Annotated in this window: 18 protein-coding genes; 9 read left to right on the forward strand and 9 right to left on the reverse strand. The window is 72.5% G+C overall.

From position 1 onward, the window contains the following. Positions 1-20 precede the first annotated feature (20 nt). From yidD to LQ51_RS33675, 7 genes are all read left to right on the forward strand, one after another. On the forward strand, positions 21-260 hold the full coding sequence (yidD, locus tag LQ51_RS31670; RefSeq protein WP_156312959.1) for a membrane protein insertion efficiency factor YidD: 240 nt from the start codon (positions 21-23) through the stop codon (positions 258-260). Then, positions 261-1,256, forward strand: a complete 996-nt coding sequence (yidC, locus tag LQ51_RS02915; RefSeq protein ID WP_046563066.1) for a membrane protein insertase YidC — start codon at positions 261-263, stop codon at positions 1,254-1,256. It abuts the gene before it with no gap. A 216-nt stretch (positions 1,257-1,472) separates the two neighbouring features. After that, complete coding sequence (locus LQ51_RS02920; protein WP_046563067.1) at positions 1,473-2,069, forward strand: Jag family protein; 597 nt, start codon at positions 1,473-1,475, stop codon at positions 2,067-2,069. An 814-nt stretch (positions 2,070-2,883) separates the two neighbouring features. Next, entirely contained in the window at positions 2,884-3,633 is a 750-nt protein-coding gene (rsmG, locus tag LQ51_RS02925; protein ID WP_231605253.1) for a 16S rRNA (guanine(527)-N(7))-methyltransferase RsmG, read from the forward strand. A 246-nt stretch (positions 3,634-3,879) separates the two neighbouring features. After that, the gene (locus tag LQ51_RS34330) at positions 3,880-5,235 is read left to right on the forward strand and encodes an AAA family ATPase (RefSeq protein ID WP_082159242.1); all 1,356 of its coding nucleotides are present in this window, start codon (positions 3,880-3,882) and stop codon (positions 5,233-5,235) included. A gap of 27 nt (positions 5,236-5,262) precedes the next feature. Further along, positions 5,263-6,291, forward strand: coding sequence for a ParB/RepB/Spo0J family partition protein (locus tag LQ51_RS02935; RefSeq protein ID WP_046563068.1), 1,029 nt, complete (start codon positions 5,263-5,265; stop codon positions 6,289-6,291). A gap of 2,451 nt (positions 6,292-8,742) precedes the next feature. Continuing rightward, a complete protein-coding gene (locus LQ51_RS33675) occupies positions 8,743-9,669 on the forward strand; it encodes a hypothetical protein (protein WP_082159243.1) in 927 nt (308 codons plus the stop codon). A gap of 455 nt (positions 9,670-10,124) precedes the next feature. On the opposite strand, the gene LQ51_RS02945 is transcribed toward LQ51_RS33675, so the two are convergent. Together LQ51_RS02945 and LQ51_RS02950 are read right to left on the reverse strand one after the other, a co-directional pair. After that, a complete protein-coding gene (locus tag LQ51_RS02945) occupies positions 10,125-11,123 on the reverse strand; it encodes a D-alanine--D-alanine ligase family protein (RefSeq protein WP_046563069.1) in 999 nt (332 codons plus the stop codon). A 7-nt stretch (positions 11,124-11,130) separates the two neighbouring features. Further along, on the reverse strand, positions 11,131-12,444 hold the full coding sequence (locus tag LQ51_RS02950; protein ID WP_046563070.1) for an aminotransferase-like domain-containing protein: 1,314 nt from the start codon (positions 12,442-12,444) through the stop codon (positions 11,131-11,133). 300 nt (positions 12,445-12,744) lie between these two features. Here LQ51_RS02950 and LQ51_RS02955 point away from each other — a divergent pair, with 300 nt between their 5' ends. Continuing rightward, on the forward strand, positions 12,745-13,413 hold the full coding sequence (locus LQ51_RS02955) for a GCN5 family acetyltransferase (RefSeq protein WP_046563071.1): 669 nt from the start codon (positions 12,745-12,747) through the stop codon (positions 13,411-13,413). A gap of 18 nt (positions 13,414-13,431) precedes the next feature. On the opposite strand, the gene LQ51_RS02960 is transcribed toward LQ51_RS02955, so the two are convergent. The 7 genes from LQ51_RS02960 to murJ form a co-directional block, all read right to left on the reverse strand. Continuing rightward, on the reverse strand, positions 13,432-14,592 hold the full coding sequence (locus tag LQ51_RS02960; protein ID WP_046563072.1) for an N-acetylmuramoyl-L-alanine amidase: 1,161 nt from the start codon (positions 14,590-14,592) through the stop codon (positions 13,432-13,434). Between the two features lie 192 nt (positions 14,593-14,784). Further along, positions 14,785-15,108: a thioredoxin gene (gene trxA / locus LQ51_RS02965; RefSeq protein ID WP_046563073.1), complete on the reverse strand. Its 324-nt coding sequence runs from the start codon at positions 15,106-15,108 to the stop codon at positions 14,785-14,787. A 38-nt stretch (positions 15,109-15,146) separates the two neighbouring features. Then, on the reverse strand, positions 15,147-16,100 hold the full coding sequence (gene trxB, locus LQ51_RS02970; RefSeq protein WP_046563074.1) for a thioredoxin-disulfide reductase: 954 nt from the start codon (positions 16,098-16,100) through the stop codon (positions 15,147-15,149). 180 nt (positions 16,101-16,280) lie between these two features. Continuing rightward, positions 16,281-17,279 carry a hypothetical protein gene (locus LQ51_RS02975; RefSeq protein ID WP_046563075.1) on the reverse strand — a complete coding sequence of 333 codons (999 nt, stop codon included), beginning with the start codon at positions 17,277-17,279 and terminating at the stop codon, positions 16,281-16,283. Then, complete coding sequence (sigM, locus tag LQ51_RS02980) at positions 17,276-18,007, reverse strand: RNA polymerase sigma factor SigM (protein ID WP_046563091.1); 732 nt, start codon at positions 18,005-18,007, stop codon at positions 17,276-17,278. The genes LQ51_RS02975 and sigM overlap by 4 nt, the downstream gene beginning before the upstream one ends. A 43-nt stretch (positions 18,008-18,050) precedes the next feature. Beyond that, positions 18,051-19,658 (reverse strand): protein kinase family protein, encoded by a 1,608-nt coding sequence (locus LQ51_RS02985; RefSeq protein ID WP_046563076.1) that lies wholly within the window; start codon positions 19,656-19,658, stop codon positions 18,051-18,053. A 430-nt stretch (positions 19,659-20,088) separates the two neighbouring features. Beyond that, positions 20,089-21,828, reverse strand: a complete 1,740-nt coding sequence (murJ, locus tag LQ51_RS02990) for a murein biosynthesis integral membrane protein MurJ (RefSeq protein ID WP_046563077.1) — start codon at positions 21,826-21,828, stop codon at positions 20,089-20,091. Between the two features lie 129 nt (positions 21,829-21,957). On the opposite strand from murJ, the gene LQ51_RS02995 reads away from it, so the two are divergent. Then, entirely contained in the window at positions 21,958-23,418 is a 1,461-nt protein-coding gene (locus tag LQ51_RS02995; protein WP_046563078.1) for a CCA tRNA nucleotidyltransferase, read from the forward strand. The last annotated feature ends 40 nt before the right edge of the window (positions 23,419-23,458 follow it).

Raw genomic sequence — 23,458 nt, forward strand, 5'->3', positions numbered from 1 at the left:
GGCCGACAACCGGTGCCCGGATGCTGCTGGCGCCCATCATCGCGTACCGTCGGTGGATAAGTCCGGCACTGCCGGCCCGCTGCCGGTTCTACCCGTCGTGCAGTGCCTACGCCGTGGAGGCGGTGACCCGGCACGGTGCGCTGCGGGGAGCCTGGCTGACGGTCCGGCGGCTGTCGCGCTGCCACCCTTTCCACCCAGGTGGACACGACCCGGTGCCGGAGCCGGGCGGCCGCCGCCGCGTCGACGTGACTGGAGCCTGAGTGTTTAGTCTCGACTGGATCTACTACGCGATCTCGTGGATCCTGCTGACCTGGCACTCGGCCTGGGACGCCATCGGAGTTCCGGTCGGGGCCGTGCTCGGTACGAACTGGGCGTGGATCCTGTCCATCATCTTCCTGGTGGTCACGGTCCGGGTGATCCTGTTCCCGGTCTTCGTCAAGCAGATCAAGTCGCAGCGGGCGATGCAGGCGCTCCAGCCCAAGGTCAAGGAGCTTCAGGAGAAGCACAAGGGCGACCGGGAGACGCTCCAGAAGGAGATGATGGAGCTCTACCGGAAGGAAAAGGCCAACCCGCTGATGGGCTGCCTTCCGATGTTCCTCCAGATTCCGGTCTTCCTGGGCCTGTTCCACACGCTCAAGCGGCTCAACCCCGACAACCAGGGCAAGACCCTGTACGGCTGGACCGTCGAGCAGTTCAACAGCGCCTCCAGCGCGAAGCTCTTCACCGCGCCGATCTCCGGCCGGTTCGGCTCCACCGCCGACGACCTGGCCAAGCTGGGCGCGAACAGCGGCACCGTCAAGATCGTCGCGGGCATCCTGGTGCTGATCATGATCGCCACCACCTACCTGACCAGCCGCCAGATGATCCTGAAGACCGGCTGGGCCGAGGACCCGCAGCAGCGCATGGTCCAGCGGCTGATGCTCTACGGCATCCCGGTCTCGCTGCTGGTCTCCGGCTCGATCTTCCCGATCGGTGTGATCATCTACTGGGTCACCAACAACCTCTTCACCCTCGGCCAGCAGCAGTGGGTGCTGCGGAAGTTCCCGCCGCTGGTGCCGCCCAAGAACGCCGGCAAGACCACCACCGCCGGGAAGGCCGCCGCCCAGCCGGCCAAGACCGGTGGCCTGCTCGGCCGCAAGACCGCGCAGCCGGCCGCCAAGGCCCCGGCCGCCGCCCCGAAGGTGGCGGCCCCGAAGCCCGGCGCCAAGCCGCTCAACCCGAAGAAGGGCGGTCGGCCCGCCAAGAGGCAGGGCTGACCCCGCCGGGCCGCCGCCGGTACCACCGGTGGCGGCCCGTTCCGGCCCCCGAGCTGCCGCCGTACGGCCGGCGCCGGGCCGGAACCGCCGCGCGGAGCGCGGTCACGGGCGAAACTGGCCCGTACAGACGTGCCCGAGGGCATCGGCGAACCTCCCGCCGGCCCCGGGAGACCAGCGGACCCGACGGTCCGGCCGAGCGAGTACGGAGATGAGACCGTGACCGACACCAGCATCCCCAGCGCCGACCAGTCCCTGGACGAGGAGACCGTGCCGGCCGCCGTCGCCGACGAGGCCGACGAGGCTGAGGAGACCGAGACCGAGGGCGCCCGGGAGAAGAAGGCACCGGCCGAGAGCGAGCTGTTTCGGCAGAGCGAGATCGCCGCTGACTACGTCGAAGGGCTGCTCGACATCCTCGACTACGACGGCGACATCGACGAACTGGTCTCCGGTGGTCGCCCGGTCGTCGAGGTGGTCGGTGGCCGGCTGCAGAACCTGGTCGGCCAGCGGGGCGCCACCCTGGAGGCGCTCCAGGAGCTGGCCCGGCTGGCCGTTTTCCGGCAGACCGGCTCGCCGAGCCGCCTGCTGCTCGATGTCGGCGGCTACCGGGCCGCCCGGCGCAAGGAACTCGCCGCCGTGGCCCGCAACGCCGTGGAGAAGGTCAAGGAGTACGGCGAGCCGGTGCGGCTGGAGCCGATGTCCGCCTTCGAGCGCAAGTGCGTACACGACGTGGTCAACGCGATGAGTGGGGTGGAGAGCGAGTCCGAGGGCGTCGAGCCGAGCCGCCGGATCGTCGTCCGGCCGGTGGCGGACTGACGGGGTGACCCACGACGAGACGCCGGCGGGTGCCGGGTCCGGCCCGGGCGGCACGCCGCCCGGGCCGTCGCCTGTGCACCCCGATCCGGCCACCGATCCGGTCTTCTCCGACCGCGACACCGGCACAGCCGCCGACCCGGTGCGCCCCGGTGCCGCGCCGGCGCCAGCCGACCCGGCCTTCTCGGCGCCGGCCCAGCCCGAGATCGAGAGGTACCCCGGAGGTGGGGAGGCACCCGCGGACGTGCCACCGGCCTTTTCCGGCCGACCCGGTCCCGGGGTGGGTACCGGAGCCACCGGACCGTCGGACCCGGCGGGCACCCTGGCCCCGGTGGGCGATGTGGCGTCGCTGTTCGCCGCGCCCGACGCGTCCTCCGCGCCCGACGCGTCCTCCGCTCCCGCTGCGGCCACCGCTCGCGCCGCAGCTTTCGCTCCCGCCGCGGAGCCGGCGCCCGCACCCGATGAGGCCGCGGAGCTGGCGCAGGCCGGTGCCACCCCACGTCGGTCTGCGCGTCCGTCTGCTGTGGACGGTGACCGCCGAGGCGAGCCGGGCAGGCGTGCCGGGCGGGCCGACGCGTTTGGGTCTGTGAGCGGGGCCCAAGGGTCTGAGCCTGCCGTTCCGGCCGGTCGTGCCGACAGGCTTGAGCCTGCCGGGCATGCCGAGCCGTCGGGGCCTGCCGTTCCGGCCGGTCGTGCCGAGAGGCCTAAGCCTGTCGGTCATGCCGAGCCGTCTGAGCCTGCCGGTCCCGCCGGAAGGTCCGAGCCTGCCGGTCCTGCCGAAAGGTCCGAGCCGGACGTCGAGGCTCCGCGCCCGGCCGTGGCGCCGCCGGCCGTGGTGACGTTGCCGCCCGAGCTGGCCCAGGCGGCCCGTACCCTCTTCGGCGACCGGCTCGACCTGGCCGCCGCGTACGCCGAACTGCTGGCGACGGACGGTGTGCTGCGCGGCCTGATCGGCCCCCGCGAGACGCCGCGGATCTGGGAGCGGCACCTGCTCAACTGCGCCGCGCTGGCCGAGCGGATCCCGGACGGGGCGAGCGTCATCGACGTCGGCTCCGGCGCTGGACTGCCGGGCCTCGTGCTGGCGATCGCCCGGCCCGACCTCACCGTGACGCTCGTCGAGCCGCTTGCCCGGCGGACCGGGTTCCTCATCGAAACGGTCGAGCGGCTCGGCCTGGCCCGCACGGTCCGGGTCTTCCGGGGGCGCGCCGAGGAAGCCGCGGCCGGCAGCCGCGACCGGGCACCGCTGAGTGCCGACGTGGTGACCGCACGCGCGGTCGCCGCGCTGGACCGGCTCGCCGCGTGGTGCCTGCCGCTCGCGGTGCCCGGCGGCCGGCTCATCGCGCTCAAGGGCGCCTCAGCCGCCGAGGAGATCACCGAGCACGGCGCCGCCGTGACTCGGCTCGGTGGTGGCGAACCCGAGCTGCACCGGTGCGGGGTCGGTGTGATCGACCCGCCGGCGACCGTGGTCGAGGTGGTCCGGGAGCGGGTCGTCGGTCCGGCCCGGAAGAAGGGGCCGAAGCGCTCGCGTGGTGGCCGTCGACGCGGCGGCCGGGACGGGGATCGCTGACCCCGCACAGTGTCTCGGTGTCGTTTCGGTGGCCGGATTCGGCCTCGGGACAGGTGATCGAGCAAACCCGACGTGGACCGGCCGCGCCCGTCCGCCGTAGGCTGACCGCGCGTCGATAGTGTGGAGCGGCGGTGCCGGGACGGCACCCGAACCCGACCGTTCCCGCCGGGCCGTGCAGAGCGCGTCGAGCGCGAGGGCCTGATTGACGGGGTGCGGACCGACCATCCGGAGCGGGCAGGGATGCAGGTGCATGACGACGGCAGGTACGACGATCCACGGGTGACCGGTTCAGGAGGACGACCCTCTGCCGACGATCCCGTTTCACGTGAAACCGACCACCCAGGCTGGCCGGCGGGCGACCCTCGCGGCCCGGTCCTCCCGGGAGCGGAAGGGGAGCCGGCGGTGCGCCGCCGGGACGTGCCCGGCCGGCCGATCTCGTCCGTGCCGGCGAACGTGCCGCTGAGCCGCGAGCCGCACGACCCGACCGACGGTCCGGCGAACGCGCCCAGCGCGCGTCCCGGTCCGGTGCGGGGCAACGCGGCCGTGCCGGCTCGCTACGAACCGCAGCCGTCCGTGTCGGGTGTGCCGCACCAGCCGGCCCCGCAGGCCGCTGCGGACGCGGTGCCGGGTGTCGTGATTCCGACCGACACGCCACCGGCCGCCGGCTACGAGACCGAGGCTGCCCCCAGCACGTACGTTTCACGTGAAACCCCGACGCGCGAAGAGGATGACCCACCCTTGGCTATGGAGGCGATGCGTGCCGTGCAGATCCTGAATCCCAGTGGCGAGGTGACCATGCCTCGTCCCGCGCGGACCCGGGTGATGTGCGTCGCCAACCAGAAGGGCGGCGTGGGCAAGACCACGACCACGGTGAACCTCGCGGTGGCGCTCGCCCTGCACGGCAACCGGGTACTCGTGGTCGACCTCGACCCGCAGGGCAACGCCTCCACCGGTCTCAACGTCCCGCACCACACCGGCGTACCGGACGTCTACGACTGCCTGATCGACAGCGTGCCGCTGGAGGAGGTGGCCCAGGCGGTCGAGGGCATCCCGAACCTGTGGTGCGTGCCGGCCACCATCGACCTGGCCGGTGCCGAAATCGAGCTGGTGTCCGTGGTCGCCCGGGAGTCCCGGCTGGCCCGTGCCATCGCCGCGTACCCGGGCCACTTCGACTACGTCTTCATCGACTGCCCGCCCTCGCTCGGCCTGCTGACCGTCAACGCGTTGGTCGCCGCGCAGGAGGTGCTGATCCCGATCCAGTGCGAGTACTACGCGCTGGAGGGCCTCAACCAGCTGATCAACAACATCAACCTGGTCCGTCAGCACCTGAACCCGAAGCTCGAGGTCTCCACCATCCTGCTGACCATGTACGACCGGCGTACCCGACTGGCCGACGCCGTGGAGCAGGACGTCCGGAACCACTTCGGCGACAAGGTGCTCCAGGCGGTGATCCCCCGGAACGTACGGGTCTCCGAGGCACCGAGCTACGGCCAATCGGTGATGACCTACGATCCCGGTTCGCGGGGGGCGACGAGTTACTTCGAGGCCGCCCAGGAGATTGCCGAGCGGGGCGTCAAGGAGCCGGTGAGCCGGAATGCGTAGTGCGGAGAAGTCGCTGGGAGGCGTCGCATGAAGAACCGTCCTCGCGGCGGACTGGGCCGAGGGCTGGGTGCCCTCATCCCCACCGGGCCCGCGCCCGGTGCGGCGAGCGCCGAGCCCGAGAGCGGTGCGGCGTCGCCGGTTCCCGTCCCCCCGGCCACGGGTGCGACCGCCGCCATCGTCGGCCCGCCCACCCCGGCCGCCGAGCCTGAGCCAGAGCCACAGCTGAGCCCGGTGCCCGGCGCACGCTTCGCTGAGATCCCGGTCGACTCGATCGTGCCCAACCCGAAGCAGCCGCGGCAGGTCTTCGACGAGGAGGCCCTGGAGGAGCTGAAGACCTCCATCCAGGAGGTCGGCTTCCTCCAGCCGATCGTGGTGCGCCAACTCGACAGCGAGAAGTACGAACTCGTCATGGGTGAGCGGCGCTGGCGCGCCGCCCAAGCGGTCGGCCGCGACAGCATCCCGGCGATCGTCCGGGACACCAAGGACGACGCGATGCTCCGGGACGCCCTCCTGGAGAACATCCACCGGGCCAACCTCAACCCGCTGGAAGAGGCGGCCGCGTACCAGCAACTGCTGGAGGAGTTCGGGGCCACCCACGAGGAACTGGCCCGCCGGATCGGGCGGAGTCGGCCGCAGATCTCGAACACCATCCGGCTAATGAACCTGCCGGCCCAGGTGCAGCGACGGGTCGCTGCCGGAGTGCTCTCCGCCGGCCATGCGCGGGCGCTGCTCAGCCTCGACGACACCGAGGCCCAGGAGCAGCTCGCCAAGCGGATCGTCGCCGAGGGCATCTCCGTACGCGCCACCGAGGAACTGGTGGCGCTGGCGCTGGCCGACGGCCCGGCGAAGGCACCGGCGGCCAAGCGCCGACCGAAGCCCCACGCGCCGGCGCTCTCCGATCTGGCTGACCGCCTCTCCGACCGGTTCGACACCCGTGTGAAGGTCGACATCGGCCGGAGCAAGGGCAAGATCACCATTGAGTTCGCGACGGTCGACGACCTGGAGCGGATCGTGGGCATCATCGGCGTGGGCCAGGAGGAGCCGCCGACGGAGTAGTCGCCCGCCTCGACCCCGGCCGCGTGGATTCCGTATGGACCACGCGGCCGAGTCGTATCCGGGGTAGCCGAGGGCGGGACGCCAACGAGGGCGGGTGCCGAGTCGCCCCCGGCGCAGTGGCGGGGGTGAACCAGCGTGCAGGTGCCTCAGCCGAGCCGGCCGGAGAAGCCGGCGCCCATCCCGACCCCCGAGCCACGGTCCGGTCGACGGTAGGTCGGGCTCGACGGCACCGAGTGGCGGGGTCTGTTTGCGCCCGAGGGTTGCGGCCGGGCTGAGCCAGTCGGACCGAAGACAGACTCAGTGCTGCTGCGGCTCCACGGACCCAGCACCGTAGGACCCGCTGAGAGGCCTCCTGCTGGCCAATTCCCACCGTTGCGCCCCGGGGCTCCGGGCGGCCGTGTCAAGCGGCGCAGCGAGGCTCACGGGCGTTGCCGGTACGGGGTGCGGATGGATGAAGGCGGCCATGTTTCACGTGAAACGAAGGCCATCGGCCGACGGGCGAGCCGGCGCCATCCGTACACCAAGTCAAGTGCGCTCCGGCCCGGTCACCAGACCGCACGGCAGAACCACCGGTGGATCGCTCCGGGGCAGGCCGGTGTGGCTACGGCCTGGTTAAAGGCTGGCGAAGAGCTTTTGGGTTGGTCGACCGGTGGGAGATGAAGCCGCCAGTCCTCCGGTGCGCCGGCAGCGGTGTGCGCGGCCCGTTGAGAGTCGACTCTCGGATCGGAACCGGTGACGAGTTCACTCGCCTGGCGCTCAAGAGGTGCCGGCGCGGCGCGGTCGACGATGGCGGCAGGCCCGGATGGGCGCAATCGGAGGGGCGGTGCCTCTCTCGCTGACCGACCTGTTGGGTTCGGTGGGTGTCGGCGACCGCCATGTTCGGCGTGCCAAGGTCCGCGCCCCTCCGCCTTGTCGGCACCAGGAGGCGGCGACCGCGCCTCCAGGGCCGGGCGGTAGGACTGCCGACGACGGCCATGTGAGATAAGGCCGGGACGGGCCGGTCTGCCGAGCCGGAACGTCTGCCGGTGACGGTTGCACGGGAACGACGGGCTGAGCTGCCCCAACGGCCTATACGCGTGCGGGTAGGTGGAAGGACCAGAAGACCGGACCGGGCCCTGTCGTTTCACGTGAAACAAAACCGGAGTTGGCCAGCGGTCCATCTCTGTTGGACAGAGGCGCGGGTGGAGCTGAGTCGCCGTTTCACGTGAAACAGAAGGAGGAGCACCGACCCGCCGGCAATGCCAAAGAGCGAGGGAGTACCCGACCCGACGCCGGCAACGCCGCAGCGCCGGCCCGACGCCGGCAACACCACAGAGCGGACCCGAGACGCCGACCGCTCGAACGGCCCGAGTGGTCCTGCCGAACTCCCACTAGATAGTTGAACCGGCAGGGGCGTGGAGCGCGCCGGTTCGAACGACAATGACGCGCGGCGCGAAAGGGGGGCCGAAACCTCACCACGGCGTCATCGGCACCGCCTCGCAGAGCGGCGACAGCGACCGTCGGCCGGGCACGTCCCGGCGCGCCGCCGGCTCCCCTTCCGCCCCTGGGGAACCGGGCCGCGAGGGTCGCCCGCCGGCCAGCCTGCCCGCTCGTGCTGCCGGCGGCGATCTCGCGGCTTGATCGCGGTCGGCAGCACGAGCGGCGCTGCCCTCTGGATGTCGAGCCGTGCGACGACCGACTTGGCCGACGCCGCTTGCTTTTCCCGCCTCATCGATCGGGCTCGGCCCTTCGGGCCACTTAGGGTCTGATCCGTCGAGGGCCGGCGGCGCAAAGATCCGCGCCGGCCCGATCGCCACTCCGAACCCACCGCAGTACCGCTCACCCGAACGCAAAGCTTCGCCTGCGAGCTTCCGAGTCCGGTTTCCGTCGGCGTGTCAACGGTAGCCCTTCGGGTTCGGCCGAGATCCGTAGCAACGGATGCGTGATCGGCCCTCCCAGGCCGGTGCCGACGCCCGAGTCCGTCGTTAGAAACTACGGGCCGCGTCCGGGTAGAACGCCCTCGGGCACCGCGTCGCGTTATCCACAGTTGTTTTCCACAGGGCATCGCCGTTTCACGTGAAACAACACGCCGAAAGCCTTGCTGAGCTGTGGATGACGCGGTGTGGTGATGACCTCAGCTGCCTGTGGACAACCCGGTGGACAACCGGTGGACGGTCATCGGGATTCCGCCGATCACCGTTGGATCGGGTAGGGACAGGCGTCGCTGACTCGGTTAGGGTCAGCGTCGTGCAGGACACCCCTCCCTCAGTTCCGGACTTCACCCAGTGGCCCTCCTTTCCCTTCGAGGGCGACCTCCACGTCAAGCAGCTCGACGATCCGGTACCGGTCGAACCTCCGCGCCGTGGAGAGGGCAACCGGGAGTGCACCGCCTGCGCCGCGCCCGACGAGGCGTACATCTGGGTCGGCGAACGATGGCGGGTACGGACCATGGACCGGCCCACCGGGCTGCCGATGGTGCTGATTCTGGAGTCTCGCTCGCACCTCGATCTCGGTGACCTTCCGAACCTGCTCGCCGCCGAGCTTGGCGTGATGACGGTACGGCTGGAACGCGCCATCCGGTCGTTGGACGGAGTGGCCCGCGTCCACGTCAACCGTTGGGGCGACGGCTCCGCGCACCTGCACCTGTGGTTCCTGGCACGGCCGTACGGGCGACTGCAGTTGAGGGGCACCTTCCTGTCCCTCTGGGACTCGATTCTGCCGCCGATCTCCGAGTCGCAGTGGCGGGAGAATCTGGCCCTGGTCGCCGCCTGGCTGGCCGAGTTCGGTGGCCGACCGCTCGCCGAGCCGCCACGCATCCAGTGGCAGGCCCCGTCCCGCTTCTCCTCCTCGCCGAGTGAGAGCGCCGGCGGTGGACCGGAGGACGAAGCCGTTTCGGTGATCGAAGCCGCCGAGGAAAACCCGGAGCCGGAACCAGCTGAGTCGGCCGAGCACGCCACGCCGCCAAGGGACGTCCCGCCGACCGACCACCCCGCGTCAGCCACGGACCCCGCGGCGCCCGACCCCGCGGCGCTGACTAACCCCACCGCGCTGACCGACTACACCCCACCGACCGATCACACCGCACCGGCGGGCCACACTGAGCCGGCGGGCCACACTGAGCCGGCGGGCCACACTGAGCCGGCGGGCTACGCCGCGCCCACCGGGCATACCGCGCCGGCTGAACATCTCGCGTCGGCCGAGGACACGGTCTCGACGGAGTCAGTCGAGCCAGCGGGGCGGCCGGGCTCAGCAGACCGGGCCGAACCGGCAGCGCAGGCCACGCCGGCAGCGCCGGCAGGGCAGGCTGGCAACCCGGACCAGGTCGAGCGGACCGAGGTGCCAGCGCAGCGGGATCCATTCGAAGCGGAGCAGAGTAAGCCGGCACCGAGCGCGGGCTGACCGAGCGACCCGTCCGCCTCAGCGCGGCCGGATCCCCCCTTCCTTGCCGCGGCGCGGCGAATAGCGCATGTCATCGCGGCCGATCCAGGTGTGGAAGCCGCCTCGAGCAGCCGGGCCGCCAGCGGCCCCGCCACAGGATCGGGAGCGCGGCTGGTCGCGTCGGCCCGCGTCGGCCGCGCCGCACCGCCACAGGATCGGGAACGCGGCTGGTTGCATCGGCCCGCGTCGGCCGCGCCGCCCCACCACAGGATCGGGAGCGCGGCTGGTCGCGTCGGCCGCGCCGCCCCGCCGCCCCGCCGCAGGATCCGGAACGCGGCCGGCCGACGCGGCCGGCCCTCGCCGGCCGGGTCGTCGACCCGAGCCGGGCAGCCCCCACCGGCCTGCGTCGCCCGCGTCGGCCCCCACAGGACCGGGAACCCGGCCGGCCGGCGGGCGACCTGAGAGCGCCGGGAGAGCTACAGCTGACGGCCCGCTGCCCGGCTGACCAGCGAGCCGAGTACCCGGCCGAAGTCCAGTCCAGCGGCCTGCACGGCCAGCGGCAGCAGGGAGGTCTCGGTCATCCCCGGGGAGACGTTGACCTCCAACACGTGTGGCTGCCCGTCCCCGTCGACGATCAGGTCGACCCGGGACAGGTCCCGGAGGCCGAGCGCACGGTGTGCGGCGAGGGCCACCTCGGACACCCGCCGCGTGGTTTCCTCGTCGAGCCGGGCGGGCGCGTGCCAGGTGGTGCGACCGGCGGTGTAGCGGGCCGCGTAGTCGTAGACGCCGTTGCGGGGCACGATCTCAACCGGAGGTAGTGCCTGCGGGCCGGCGCCCAGGTCGACCACGGAGACCGCCACGTCCATCCCGGGCACGTACCGCTCCACGAGCGCCGTCTGGTCGTACGCGAAGCAGCCGACCATGGCGGCCGGCAGCGACGCCGTGTCCCGGACCACGGCGGCGCCCAGCCCGGAGCCGCCCTGTGCCGGCTTCACCATCAACGGCAGGCCGAGCCGGTCGACGATGCGGTCGAGTACGGCTACCGCGCCGAGCTCGGAGAAGCGGTCGTGGGGCAGGGCCACCCAGTCGGGGGTGGGGATGCCGGCCTCGCGCAGGACCGCCTTCGCCGATGGCTTGTCCCAGGCGAGCCGGGAGGCGCGCGCGTCGCAGCCCACGTAGGGGATGTCGCAGAGGTCGAGCACCCCGCGCAGCGAGCCGTCCTCGCCGGTGGCCCCGTGCAGCGCGATCACCACCGCGTCGGGTGGGTCGGCGGCCAGCGCGGGCAGCAGGGCCACGTCCGCGTCACGCAGCTCGGCTTCCACGCCCACCGCGCGCAGCGCGTCGAGCACCCGCCGACCGGACCGCAGGGATACGTCCCGCTCGTAGGAGAGGCCGCCGGCGAGCACCAGAACGTGCAACTCGTCGGTGGCGGCGGGGTCGGTCACGGATTCCGGGGCGGCGGGGCTGACGGCCATGCGGGCATCATGCCAAGTCGGGACCGGGCGCGTCCGCGCCGCCCTGCCGGCGCCGCGGCCCGGCGCCGCCGACCGCCCCGAAGACCTTTCGCATGGCGAGCTCCTGCTCCATCACGCCGGCCAGCCGGCGCACGCCCTCCCGGATCCGCTCCGGGGCCGGGAAGGAGAAGTTGAGGCGCATGTTGCCGCCGCCGCTCCCGTCGGCGTAGAAGCCGGTGCCGGGCACGTACGCGACGCGGGCGGCGATGGCACGCGGCATCATCGCCTTGGAGTCGAGGCCGTCGGGGAGGGTGGCCCAGACGAAGAGACCACCAGCCGGGGTGGTCCAGGTGGTGCCGGCCGGCATCAGGTCCGCGAGTGCGTCCAGCAGCGCGTCCCGGCGCTCCCGGTAGACCTCCCGGTAGACCTTGAGCTGCTGCCGCCAGGGCATGGTGCCGAGGTACGTGGCGACGGCCGCCTGGGCGAACCCGCTGGGGCAGAGGATCTGCGCCTCGCTGGCGATCACGAGCTTGTCGCGGACGGCGTGCGGGGCGAGGATCCAGCCCACCCGCAGGCCCGGGGCGAAGGTCTTGGAGAAGGTGCTCAGGTAGAAGACCCCGTCGCGCCGCCGGGCCCGCAGCGGAGCGGGCGCCTCGCCCTCGAAACCGAGCTGACCGTACGGGTCGTCCTCGACCACCAGCAGGCCGGCCCGCTCGCAGATGTCGAGCACCCGCTCGCGCCGCTCCTCGCTCAGCGTCACGCCGGCCGGGTTCTGGTAGGTGGGGATGGTGTAGAGAAACTTCACCCGCCGGCCGGCCCGGGCCAGGTCGGCGATGGCCGTCTCCAGCGCCTCCGGGATCAGCCCTTCGTCGTCCATCGCTACGTGGGCCACCTGGGCCTGGGCGGCCTGGAACACCCCGAGCGCGCCGACGTAGGTCGGGCCTTCGGCGAGCACCACGTCGCCCGGGTCGAGGAAGAGTCGGGCCACCAGGTCGAGCGCCTGCTGACCGCCGACGGTGACCACCACGTCCTCGGGTGAGGCACCGCAGGCGGCGTCGATCCCGGAGAGGGACATCACCTCGCAGATCCGCTCGCGCAGCTCCGGGGTGCCCTGGCCGATGCCGTACTGCAGGGTGGTCGTGCCGTGTTCGGCGCCGAGCCGGCCGAGCATCTCACCGACCGCGTCCAGCGGCAGCGCGGCGATGTACGGTGCCCCGCCGGCGAGCGAGACCACCTCCGGCCGGCTGGCCACCGCGAAGAGCGCCCGGATCTCGGAGGCGGTCATCCCCCGGACCCGGCGGGCGTACCTGTCGGTGTAGTCGTCGAGCGTCGTGCCGGTCATGACATCACCTCGATCGGGTGTCGGCGGAGCGGCCGTCCGGTGGGTACCCCCGATACCGACATCCATGGCGGCGCGGGACGGCCGGTTGGTCGATCGTAGTCCGCGGCCAGCCGGTCCGGACCAGCCATCCGGGTACGTCCACATCCCGGACGGGCCGTCCCGCCGCCGGGTGGGGGTTCGCGCGTCCCCTCCCGAACCGCGGGGCGGCGGCGTACGATCGCTCGTCGGGGGCAGGGGAAAGTGGCGGAACGTGTGCACCGCGGTGGTTACCGCCCCGAGCCTATTGGTGGGGATGCGCTGATGTCGCGACGTCTGGTCAGTCTGACCCTCGACACCCTTGAGGATCTGCCCCGTCCCTGCCGGGAGTGCGTCTACTGGGAGCTGGATCCGGTTTCGGCCGATCGGGCCTGCGCGGCCGGTGACCCTGGGCTGGAGAAGGAGGCCTGGGTCTCGCAGACTCTGCTCGAGTGGGGTTCCTGCGGCAAGCTGGCGTACGTCGACGGGATGCCGGCCGGTTTCGTCATGTACGCCCCGCCCGCGTACGTTCCGCGCTCGATGGCCTTCCCGACCTCGCCGGTCTCGGCGGACGCCGCGCTGTTGATGACCGCGAACGTGGTGCCCGCCTTCGCCGGTGGAGGTCTGGGCCGGATGCTGGTCCAGGGTGTCGCCCGGGATCTCACGAAGCGCGGCATCAAGGCGATCGAGGCGTTCGGCGACGCCAAGTTCGGCGAGGGCGCGGTGGACGATCCGACCCGGGCCTGTGTGGCGCCGGCCGACTTCTTCCTCTCGGTGGGCTTCAAGACCGTCCGCCCGCATCCCCGTTACCCGCGCCTGCGGTTGGAGTTGCGCACCGCGCTGAGCTGGAAGTCCGACGTCGAGTACGCGCTGGAGAAGCTGCTCGGCTCGATGAGCCCGGAGTCGCTGCTCCGCCCGGTGCGCCCGGCCCCGGCGACCCGCGCGACGGGCTGAGGTCGGGGGGCGGCCGATTCAGTCCACCACCGTGCCGGCGGCGACGATCGCGCGCAGTTCGCTCACGTCGATCGAGCCGGTCGGCACGTCCCGCTCGATGGGAAAGTACATCCGCTGCACGGCGGCGACGATCGCCTCCACGATGGTGTCCCGGAACCGGGGGTCGACCAACCGGCCCCGGTCCTCGGGCGAGGTCAGGTAGCCCACCTCGACCCGGACCGCGGGCATCCTGGTCAGCCGCAGCAGGTCCCACGACTTGGCGTGGGTGCGGCAGTCGCGCAGCCCGCTGCGGGCGACGATCTCCCGCTGCACCAGCCCCGCCAGGCGTTCCCCGGTGGCCGAGGTGACGCCGTTGTCGGTGCCGTAGTGGTAGGTGGCGACCCCGTTCGCCGCCGGGTTGGCGTGCCCGTCGGTGTGCAGGGCGATGAAGACGTCCGCGCCCAGGGCGTTGGCGAGCTGGGCCCGGTCGGCGTCGGGCAGGCACGTCGCCGGGGAGGGGCCCCGGGTGAGCTGCACCCGCACCCCGGCGGCGGCGAGCCGCCCCTCCAGCCGGCTGGCCAGGTCGTACACGATGTCCGCCTCGGTCCAGCGGAGCGGGCCGTCGGGCACCACCTCGCCGGGGTCGGTGCCCCCGTGCCCGGGGTCGATCACCACGGTGCGCCCGACCAGGGTCGGCCCGGCCTGGCGGATGGCGTCGGACTCGCGGAGCCACTGCGGGCGTCCGCCGACCACCTTGCGGCCGAGCCGGCGCAGCGTGTTCATGGTGTGCGGGCCGCAGGACCCGTCCGGTTTCAGCCCCATCTCGCGCTGGAACTGGGCGACGGCCCGGGAGGTACGCACGCCGTAGATGGCGTCGGCGCGGCCCACGTCGTACCCCATCTCCAGGAGGCGTTCCTGGAGCGACCGGACGTCCTCGCCGGTGAGCGGTTCGGGCACGGCGTGGTAGAGGGTGCGGGCGCCCAGCCGCCAGCGGGCGGCGTCCAGCGCCCGCCAGGTCTCCGCGCCCACCCGTCCGTCCACGCTGAGCCCGCGGGACTGCTGGAACGCCCGGACGGCCCGTTCGGTCGCGGTGTCGAACTCGTCGCCCCGCCCGTCGGAGGGGAGCAGGTCGAGGGTGGTGAGGACGGTGCGGATCTCGGCCACCGCGGGGCCCCGGTCACCGGGTCGGATCGGACGCACGACGACCCCCTCTGCGCGGATGCTGGCTGGCCGGAGACTCCGACGGAGGTGCTGCCCCCTGACACGAGGGGGACGCCTACGGAGCGTACCGTGGCCGATCACCCGGAGCTGCGGGTTCGCGGAGGTCGCCGGAGAGCCGGAACCCCCGTCACCCGAGCCGGGTGACGGGGGTTCCGTGGGTACGGGGTCGGCTCAGAGCGCCGACTCGATGAGCTTGACCAGCTCGCCCTTCGGCTTGGCGCCGGCGATGGACTGCACCGGCTCGCCGTTCTTGAAGATGGTGAGGGTCGGCACGGACATCACCCGGTAGGCGCGGGCGGTCTCGGGGTTCTCGTCGATGTTGAGCTTGACGATGCTGACCTGGTCGCCCATCTCACCGGCGATCTCCTCGAGCAACGGCGAGACCTTGCGGCACGGGCCGCACCATTCCGCCCAGAAGTCGACCAGAACCGGCTTGTCGGACTTGAGCACGTCGCTGGCGAAGCTGGCGTCGGTGACCGCCTTGGTTGCTCCCACTATGAACCCCTCCTCCGGGACTTTTTTCCGAGAATTGTTCAGCCGTTCAGGGTGGCGATGAAGCGTTCGGCGTCGAGGGCGGCGGCACAGCCCGTGCCGGCCGCGGTGATCGCCTGCCGGTAGGTGTGGTCCACCAGGTCGCCGGCGGCGAAGACACCCGGGATGTTGGTCCGGGTGCTGGGCGCCTGCACCTTCACATACCCCTCGTCGTCGAGGTCCACCTGGCCCCGGAAGAGCTCACTGCGCGGGTCGTGGCCGATCGCCACGAAGACGCCCGTGACGTCGAGCACCTTGGTCTCGCCGGTGTGCACGTTACGGACCCGGACCCCGCTGACCTTGCCGTCGGCGCCGAGGATCTCCTCGACCACGCTGTTCCACTCGACCTTGATCTTGTCGTTGCCCAGCGCGCGGTCGGCCATGATCTTGCTGGCCCGGAACTCGTCCCGCCGGTGGATGATCGTCACCGAGTCGGCGAACCGGGTGAGGAAGCTGGCCTCCTCCATCGCCGAGTCGCCGCCGCCGACCACCACGATGTGCTGGTTACGGAAGAAGAAGCCGTCACAGGTCGCGCAGGACGACACCCCGTGGCCCAGGTACTCCTGCTCGCCCGGCACGCCCAGCGGGCGCCAGGCCGAGCCGGTGGAGAGGATGACGGCCTTGGCCCGGTACGCCGTCTCGCCGACCCAGACGGTGCTGACCGTGTGCGAGCCCACCTCGCCGGTGTCCTGAAGCTCGACCCGGGTCACGTCGTCGGTCAGGAACTCGGCGCCGAACCGCTCGGCCTGCTTGCGCATGTTGTCCATCAGCTCGGGGCCGAGGATGCCGTCCGCGAAACCAGGGAAGTTCTCCACCTCGGTCGTCGTCATCAGCGCACCGCCGGACTGCACGCCCTCGATGACGAGCGGCTTCAGGTTGGCGCGCGCGGCATAGACCGCCGCCGTGTAGCCGGCCGGTCCCGAGCCGATGATGATCAGGTTGCGGACCTCGTCCACTGCCGTCTCCCGATGTGTGTGTTCGTCACCGGCCGCGCACCGATGCCGATCCCGAGTGCCGGCGGCTTAACGGCACCGGCGCCTGACTTGCAGAACGTCATCGTACGAAGTGGGGATTCCCGAGCCGGTCATCCGGTGGGTCACGTCACGTGGCGGGACACGTCCGGGTGACCGTGATCCTCACCCTACCCGGGTACGGAACCGGGTGTCCGCGCCGGAGCCGGGGACGCCACACTCGGGTCCACTCACCCACGCCCACCGCGCGCCGCCGGCGTCGACGAAGGTGACGACCAGCGCCGGCACCCCCTGGTAGGTGGCGAAGTCGACCAGGTCGACGGTGAGTGGCCCGGTCGCGTGCTCGGTGCTGATCGCGGCGAGACAGGCCGCCAGCGCCGCCGGCTGGCCCAGCCGGTCCAGCCGGGTCGCGAACGGTACGCGCTGGTCCCGCGGGGCGTCGCCGGCGGCGTCCTTGTCGCCCGCCGGGGTCGTCGGCGCGTTCAGCGCGCTGGTCCGGCCGGAGAGCCGCTCCGGGCCGTAGTCGGTGCCGCTGTGCTGCGGGGGTCCGGTCGTGCGGAACGGCGCGACGGCGGCCATCGGCGCGGCCTCGTCGGCCGCGGGCCGGCCGCCGTCGGCCACCGAACCGGCGAAGCCGCCGCCCGCGCCGACCAGGTTGCCGACCCCGAGACCGACCGCGGTGACCGAGGCGGCCGCCAACGCGACCGGTCCGGCGATCCGGATCCAGCGGCGCGACCGCCGGCCGGGACCGGTGTGGCGGCCCGTGCCGCCGGCCGGCCGGGTGCCGCCGGTGGGCTGGGCGGGTACCGTCCCCGGCCGAGGGGCCGGCCCGCCGTCCGCTGCCCCGGAGACGCCGGCCGCGACCTCCGGCCCGGTGGCTTCCCGCCGCGCGTCGACCGGCGCCGGGCCGGCGCCGGCCAGGGCCGCCGTGATCCGGTCCGCCACGGCGAGCGGCAGCTCCGGGGCGGGGCCGGCCGCCCAGCCGGACAGGTCGGCCCGGACCAGCTCCACCGCCCGGGCCAGCGCCGCGTACGCCTCGGCCCAGGCCGGGTCGTCGTCGATCAGCCGGGCCACGGTGGCCTGCTCCGGCGTACCGTCCAGCGCCCCGCCGAGGTAGTCGGCGAGCAGGTCGTGGTCGACCCCGCTGAACTTCCGGGCAGTCACGTGTCCTCCTGGCTGGCGTCCCGCCGGGACCACCCCGACGTCGATCCGACGCCCTCGGGCGGTCCCGGGTTCCCCCCGGTGACCCGGCGCACGTCCGCCGTCTCGTCGGACCCGGTCCGCAGGTGCCCGAGGAGCCCGGCGAGGCGGGCCCGGCCCCGGGCGCAGCGGCTCTTCACCGTCCCCTCGGCGACGCCGAGGATCCGGGCCACCTCGACCACCGGATACCCCTGGACGTCCACCAGCACGAGCGCGGCCCGCTGCTCGGCCGGCAGTTGGGCGAGCGCCTGCCGGACCACCAGGGCGGTGTCGTGGTCGTGGGCCGGCGCGGCGGGCTCCACCCCGCCGGTGTGCCGCCCGGATTCACCGTCGCCGCGCACGCCGTCGGGCAGCGGGACGGTGGCGTGGGCCTGCCGGCGTCGGATCCGGTCCAGGCAGGCGTTCACCACGATCCGGTGCAGCCAGGTGGTCACCGCCGAGTCGCCCCGGAACCGGGCGGCCGCGCGGTGCGCCGAGAGCAGCGCGTCCTGGAGGGCGTCCGCGGCCTCCTCCCGGTCGCCGACGGTACGCAGGGCCACCGCCCAGAGCCGGTCCCGGTGCCGGTGGAACAGCTCGGTGAAGGCGTCCCGGTCGCCGGCGACGTGCGCCCGCAGCAGGTCGAGGTCGGACCTCCCGGCCGCCGGGCCGTCCCCGGTCACCGGCTCGGGCGAGCGCCCACCGCGACCGGCCATCACCACGTCCGGCGGAGGCGTTGCGCCGGCCGGGGCGCCCGGCTCACGCGCCCTGGACCTTGATCTCCTGGACACCGATCTTGTATCCGCTGTTGTCGTCCTTCTTCGGCAGCTTGGTGATCCAGAAGAGCAGGTACTGGTATTTCCGCTCCGGGTCGAACCCGTCGAACGTCATCGTGGTGCCGTCGTGGTCCTCGATCGGCTGCCCGATCGCCGTCTTGTAGGTGGTGTAGAGCTGCTTGTCACCGGCGGAGGTGGGCGGGTGCTCGCCGCTGCCGGCGAGGAGCCGGGCCGAGGCGCCGGGGGCGGAGAGCACCGCCTGCAACGACTTGACGGTGTGCGGGGCACCCAGGTCGATCCAGACGCCCATGCCGCGCTTCCAGTTGCCGAAGTTCGCCCGGGTGTAGGTGTCGGTCTCCCAGCCGGCGTCGGTGCCGTCGATCACCTTCTCGGCGCCGCCCAGCTCGTCCCGGGTCTTGCTGTCCGGGTCGATGATCCGGACGTCCTCGATGTGCAGCGGGCGGACCACCGTGGGGGCCTGGGTGGCGTCACCGGCCGCGGGGGCGCTGCTGGAAGGGCGGGCCACCTGCTCCTGCTTGGGGTCCTTCTCGCCGCCGAGCGTGCTGATCCCGATGAGCAGCCCGACCAGGGCCACCGCCAGCAGGCCGGCGATGCCCAGGGCGACCTTACGGCCACCGGTGGAGGCCAGCGGCGAGGGCTCCTCGCCGGTGTCCGCGGCGAACCGCAGCGGGCCGGCCTGCTCCAGGAAGTGCTCGTCGGCCGGCACGTCCAGCCGGCTGAGCTCGGCCGCCAGCACGTCCGACGACGGCGGGGCGATCTCCGGGTCGAGCAGGTCCATGGTGAGGTCGTCCAGGTACGCCGGCACTCCGGCGCGGACCTGCCGGGGCGCGGCGATCGAGCCGCTGGCGTCGCGTACCGCGTCGGGCAGGGCGGCCCGCCCGTGCCCGGCGGTGGCGCCGTGCAGCGGGGCCTCGCCGTGCGGCCAGTGCCCGGTGAGCGCGAAGTAGAGCACGCCGCCGACCGCCCGGATGTCGGTCTCCTGGCTGTCCGCGCCGTCGGTCCGCGCGTCCGCGAGCACCACCCGGCCGTCGTCGCTGATCATCACGGTGCCGGGGTGCAGGTTGCCGTGCACCATGCCGGTGGCGTGCACCGCGGCGAGGGCGCTGGCGACCGCGTTGCCGATGGCGGTGGCGCGGACCGGGTCGAGCGCGCCGTCGGCGGCGACCAGCTCGCGCAGGGATTGCCCGTCCACCCATTCGCGGACCACGTACGCCCGGTCGGCCTCGTCGATGGCGTCGTAGACGCCGACCAGGTTCGGGTGGATCACCCGGCTGGCCGCGACGGCGGCCTGGAGCATCTCGGTGGCGGAGTCGCCACCCGGGTACCGGAGGACCACCGCCACGGGACGGCGCAGCACGACGTCGACCCCGCGCCAGACCAGGCGGCCCGCGCTGTCGTTGTTGATGTGCTCGACCAGCTCGTACCGCTCGGCGAGGACCTCACCGGCCGTGGGAGCACCGAAGGTCATGACCGGAGGGGCGTTCTCCTCCGCCTCCTGACCCTCGCCGACCTGGGTCACCCGTCCTCCCTCGGTGATCGTGTCCATCGATGGACCCGTATTGCTGGGCATGTGGCTGTCCGCTCTGCCTTCGAAGGAACCGGCAGGCGGGTGTCGACGCCCGCGTGGGCACCTGCCGTACCCGTCGAGAGCGACCTTACCCGGGATGCCCGGTTCTCCGACATGTCATCTTCCCGCCGGAGCCGGTGGGAAGCCAGTGACCACGGTGCGGGCCACGGCCGGTGGCGTTCCGCCGCGTCTGCTGACAACACGCTCCCGCCAATCTAGAGGTTGCGGCCGGGCCGTGGGCGCAGGGGCGGACCGGTGTGGCGGCCTTGCCGGAGACCTGCGGTTTCCCCTGGTCCAGCTGGTCACCCTCATCCTTACGGTTGGTTGTCCACAGGCCGGTAGGCCTACTGGGCGGCGGAAGCCCGAGTTATCCACAGCCGTATCCCCAGGCTGGTGATCCTCGTTCACCCTCAGTCATAGCCGCTGGTCGGGCTCATCGACCCAGGCGACGCCGCACCATGGCGACGACCTCGGTGATCTCACCGATCCGCAGCACCATGGCGAGCCCGAGGTACGTCGCGCCGATCACCGCGCCGCCGATCACCAGCTGAACCGCCGCCGCCGCCCAGCTCAGGTGCGCCGGGTCGCCGGGGAGCAGCTTGACCACCAGCAGGCCGACCAGGGCCGCGCCGAGCGCCGCGACCACCACCCGACCCATGGTGCGCATGATCCCGCCCAGCCCGATCCGGCCCACCCGGGGACGCAGCAGCACCGCGGAGAGGATCGCGGCCGCCACGTACGAGACGGCGTTGCCGAGCATCATGCCGGCCGCGGCGAAGGTGGCCGAGAAGGCCAGGAAGAGGCCGACCTGGAGGAGCACCCGCAGCGCCACCACCGGGATGTTGATCAGAGCCGGGGTGCGGGTGTCCGGCAGCGCGTAGAAGGCGAAGGTGAAGAGCTGGCTGATCGCGAACGGGACCAGGCCGAGCGCCGCCACCAGCAGCACGGTCGAGGTGGCCACCGCGTTGTCACCGGTGAACGCGCCGTACCGGAAGACCACCACGGAGATCGGGCCGGCCAGCACCGCGTAGCAGACCGCGATGGGGGCGAGCACCGCGGTGACCATCCGGGTGCCCCGGGACAGGTCGGCGGTGACGTCGTCGAACCGGCCCTCGGCGGCGGCCGCGCTCATCCGGGGCATCAGCGCGGTGATGATCGAGACGGCGATGATGCCGTGCGCCATCATCAGCAGCAGGAAGACGTAGTTGTAGATCAGCAGACCGGCGTTCTTCCCGCCGCCGACCCGGGTGAGCAGGTTGACCACCACGAAGAGGCCGAGCTGGTTGACCCCCACGTAGCAGAACATCCAGCCGCCGAGCCGGGCCAGCTCGCGCAGGCCGAGCGCGCGGAAGTCGAACCGCCACTTCCACCGGAAGCCGACCTTGCGCAGCGCCGGCAGCAGGCCGGCGGCCTGCACCGCGACGCCGAGCAGGGTGCCACCGCCGACCAGCAGGATCCGGCCGGCGTCCATCTGCTCCGGCCGCAGCGCCCGCGCCCCGTACACCACGATGTACAGGCCGAAGGTGCCAGCGACCACCAGGTTGTTGAGGATCGGCGCCCACATCGGGGCGGCGAAGTGCCCCCGGGTGTTCAGCACCGCGGCGATCAACGCGCTCAGGCCGGTGAAGAAGAGCATCGGCAGCATCAGGTAGGACAGGTCGTTGACCAGCCCCTTGTACGTGTCGTCCTTGCCGGCGGCGTAGATCGCGGTGATCACCGGTGCGAGCAGCACCGCGATCAGCGCCGCGGCGGCCAGGGCGAGCACGGCCAGGCTGAGCAGGCGCTGGGCGTACGCCTCGCCCCGGTCCGGGTCGACCTTGCGGCGGCGGACCAGCACCGGGATCAGGACGCTGGTGAGCACGCCGCCGAGGAGGAACTCGTACACCTGGTTCGGCAGGAACTGGGCGGTGGTGTAGACGTCGCCGACCGCGTTGCCGAGCGCGGCGCCGATCAGCAGGTTGCGGATGAAGCCCGTACCCCGGCTGACCAGGCTGCCGATCGCCATCACCGCGCTGTTCGCCGCGGCGCTGGTCTCGGCGACCACCTCCTGCGGCGGCGCGGTGGCCTCGACGGCCGGCTGGTTGAGCGGCTCGGCCGAGATGAAGGTGGCCTCGTCGTCCGGTGGCTGGGTGCCGCCGTGCGCGTTGGCGCTGCGGTACAGGCCGCCGCTCATCTCCAGCCTCCCAGGGGGTACGTCGCAGCCGGACCTGCGGGCCCGCACACCGAGACCTTAGTCAACCTCGGTGGCATACCCGCGCCCGGCGCGGTTGTTCCCGCCCCGGCCCGATAGGCTGGCGATCCCATGTCCGAAGCCTCCGCATCCCACGCCGCCGACCGCCGTGAGTTGACCGGCGCGCAGCGCAACGCCGTCGCCGAACTGCTCCGCGTCTCGCCGGTCGCCGACGAGCTCGGCCGCCGTTTCGCCAAGGCGGGTCACGAACTGCACCTGGTGGGCGGATCGGTCCGGGACGCGCTGCTCGGCCGGCTCGGCAACGACCTCGACTTCTGCACCGACGCCCACCCGGACCAGACGCTGAAGATCATCAAGGGCTGGGCCGAGTCGATCTGGGAGACCGGCCGGGAGTTCGGCACCATCGGCTGCCAGCGCGACGGGCTCAGCCTGGAGATCACCACCTTCCGCGCCGAGGCGTACGACCAGGTCAGCCGGAACCCGATCGTGGCGTACGGCACGAGCCTGGTCGACGACCTGCAGCGCCGGGACTTCACCGTCAACGCGATGGCGGTCAGCCTCCCCGATCACCGGTTCACCGACCCGTACGGCGGGCTGGCCGACCTGGCCGCCAAGATCATCCGTACCCCGGGCACGCCCCGGGAGTCGTTCGGTGACGACCCGCTGCGGATGCTGCGGGCCGCCCGGTTCGCCGCCCAGCTCCGCTTCGCGGTGCACCCGGACGTCCGCGCGGCGATGACCCGGATGGCCGCGGACCTGGACCGGATCACCGCCGAGCGGATCCGGGACGAGTTCACCAAGCTGCTCTGCGGCGCCGACCCGGTCACCGGGCTGCGGCTGCTGGTCGACACCGGGCTGGCCGAACGCTTCCTGCCGGAGCTGACCGGGCTCAAGCTGGAGATCGACGAGCACGCCCAGCACAAGGACGTCTACGAGCACACCCTGACCGTGGTCAGCAATGCCATGTCGATGGAGACCGACGGCTGCGACTTCGTGCTGCGGATGGCCGCGCTCATGCACGACATCGGCAAGCCGGCCACCAAGGCCGTCGGCCCGGACGGCCGGGTCAGTTTCCACCACCACGAGGTGGTGGGCGCCCGGCTGACCAAGGCCCGGATGAAGGCGCTGCGGTACCCCAAGGACATCACCTCCCAGGTGGTCAAGCTGGTCGGCCTGCACCTGCGCTTCTACGGCTACGGCCGGGGCGAGTGGACCGACTCGGCGGTCCGCCGGTACGTCACGGACGCCGGTGACCTGCTCGCCCGCCTGCACAAGCTCACCCGCTCCGACTGCACCACCCGCAACCGGCGCAAGGCGGCCCAGCTCGCGGCCGACTACGACGCGTTGGAGGAGCGGATCGCCCGGATCGCCGCCGACGAGGACCTGGCCCGGGTCCGCCCCGACCTGGACGGCAACGCGATCATGGAACTGCTCGGCATCCCGCCCGGCCCGGTGGTGGGCCGGGCCTGGCAGTACCTCAAGGAGCTGCGGCTGGAACGCGGCCCGCTGGACCGCGACGAGGCCGAGGCGGAGCTGCTGCGCTGGGCCCGCGAGCAGGGCATCGTCGACTGACACCACGACGAAGGGGCCGCCCGATTGGGCGGCCCCTTCG

Origin of the sequence: Micromonospora sp. HK10, assembly GCF_000982955.1 — a bacterium.
GTDB lineage: Bacteria > Actinomycetota > Actinomycetes > Mycobacteriales > Micromonosporaceae > Micromonospora.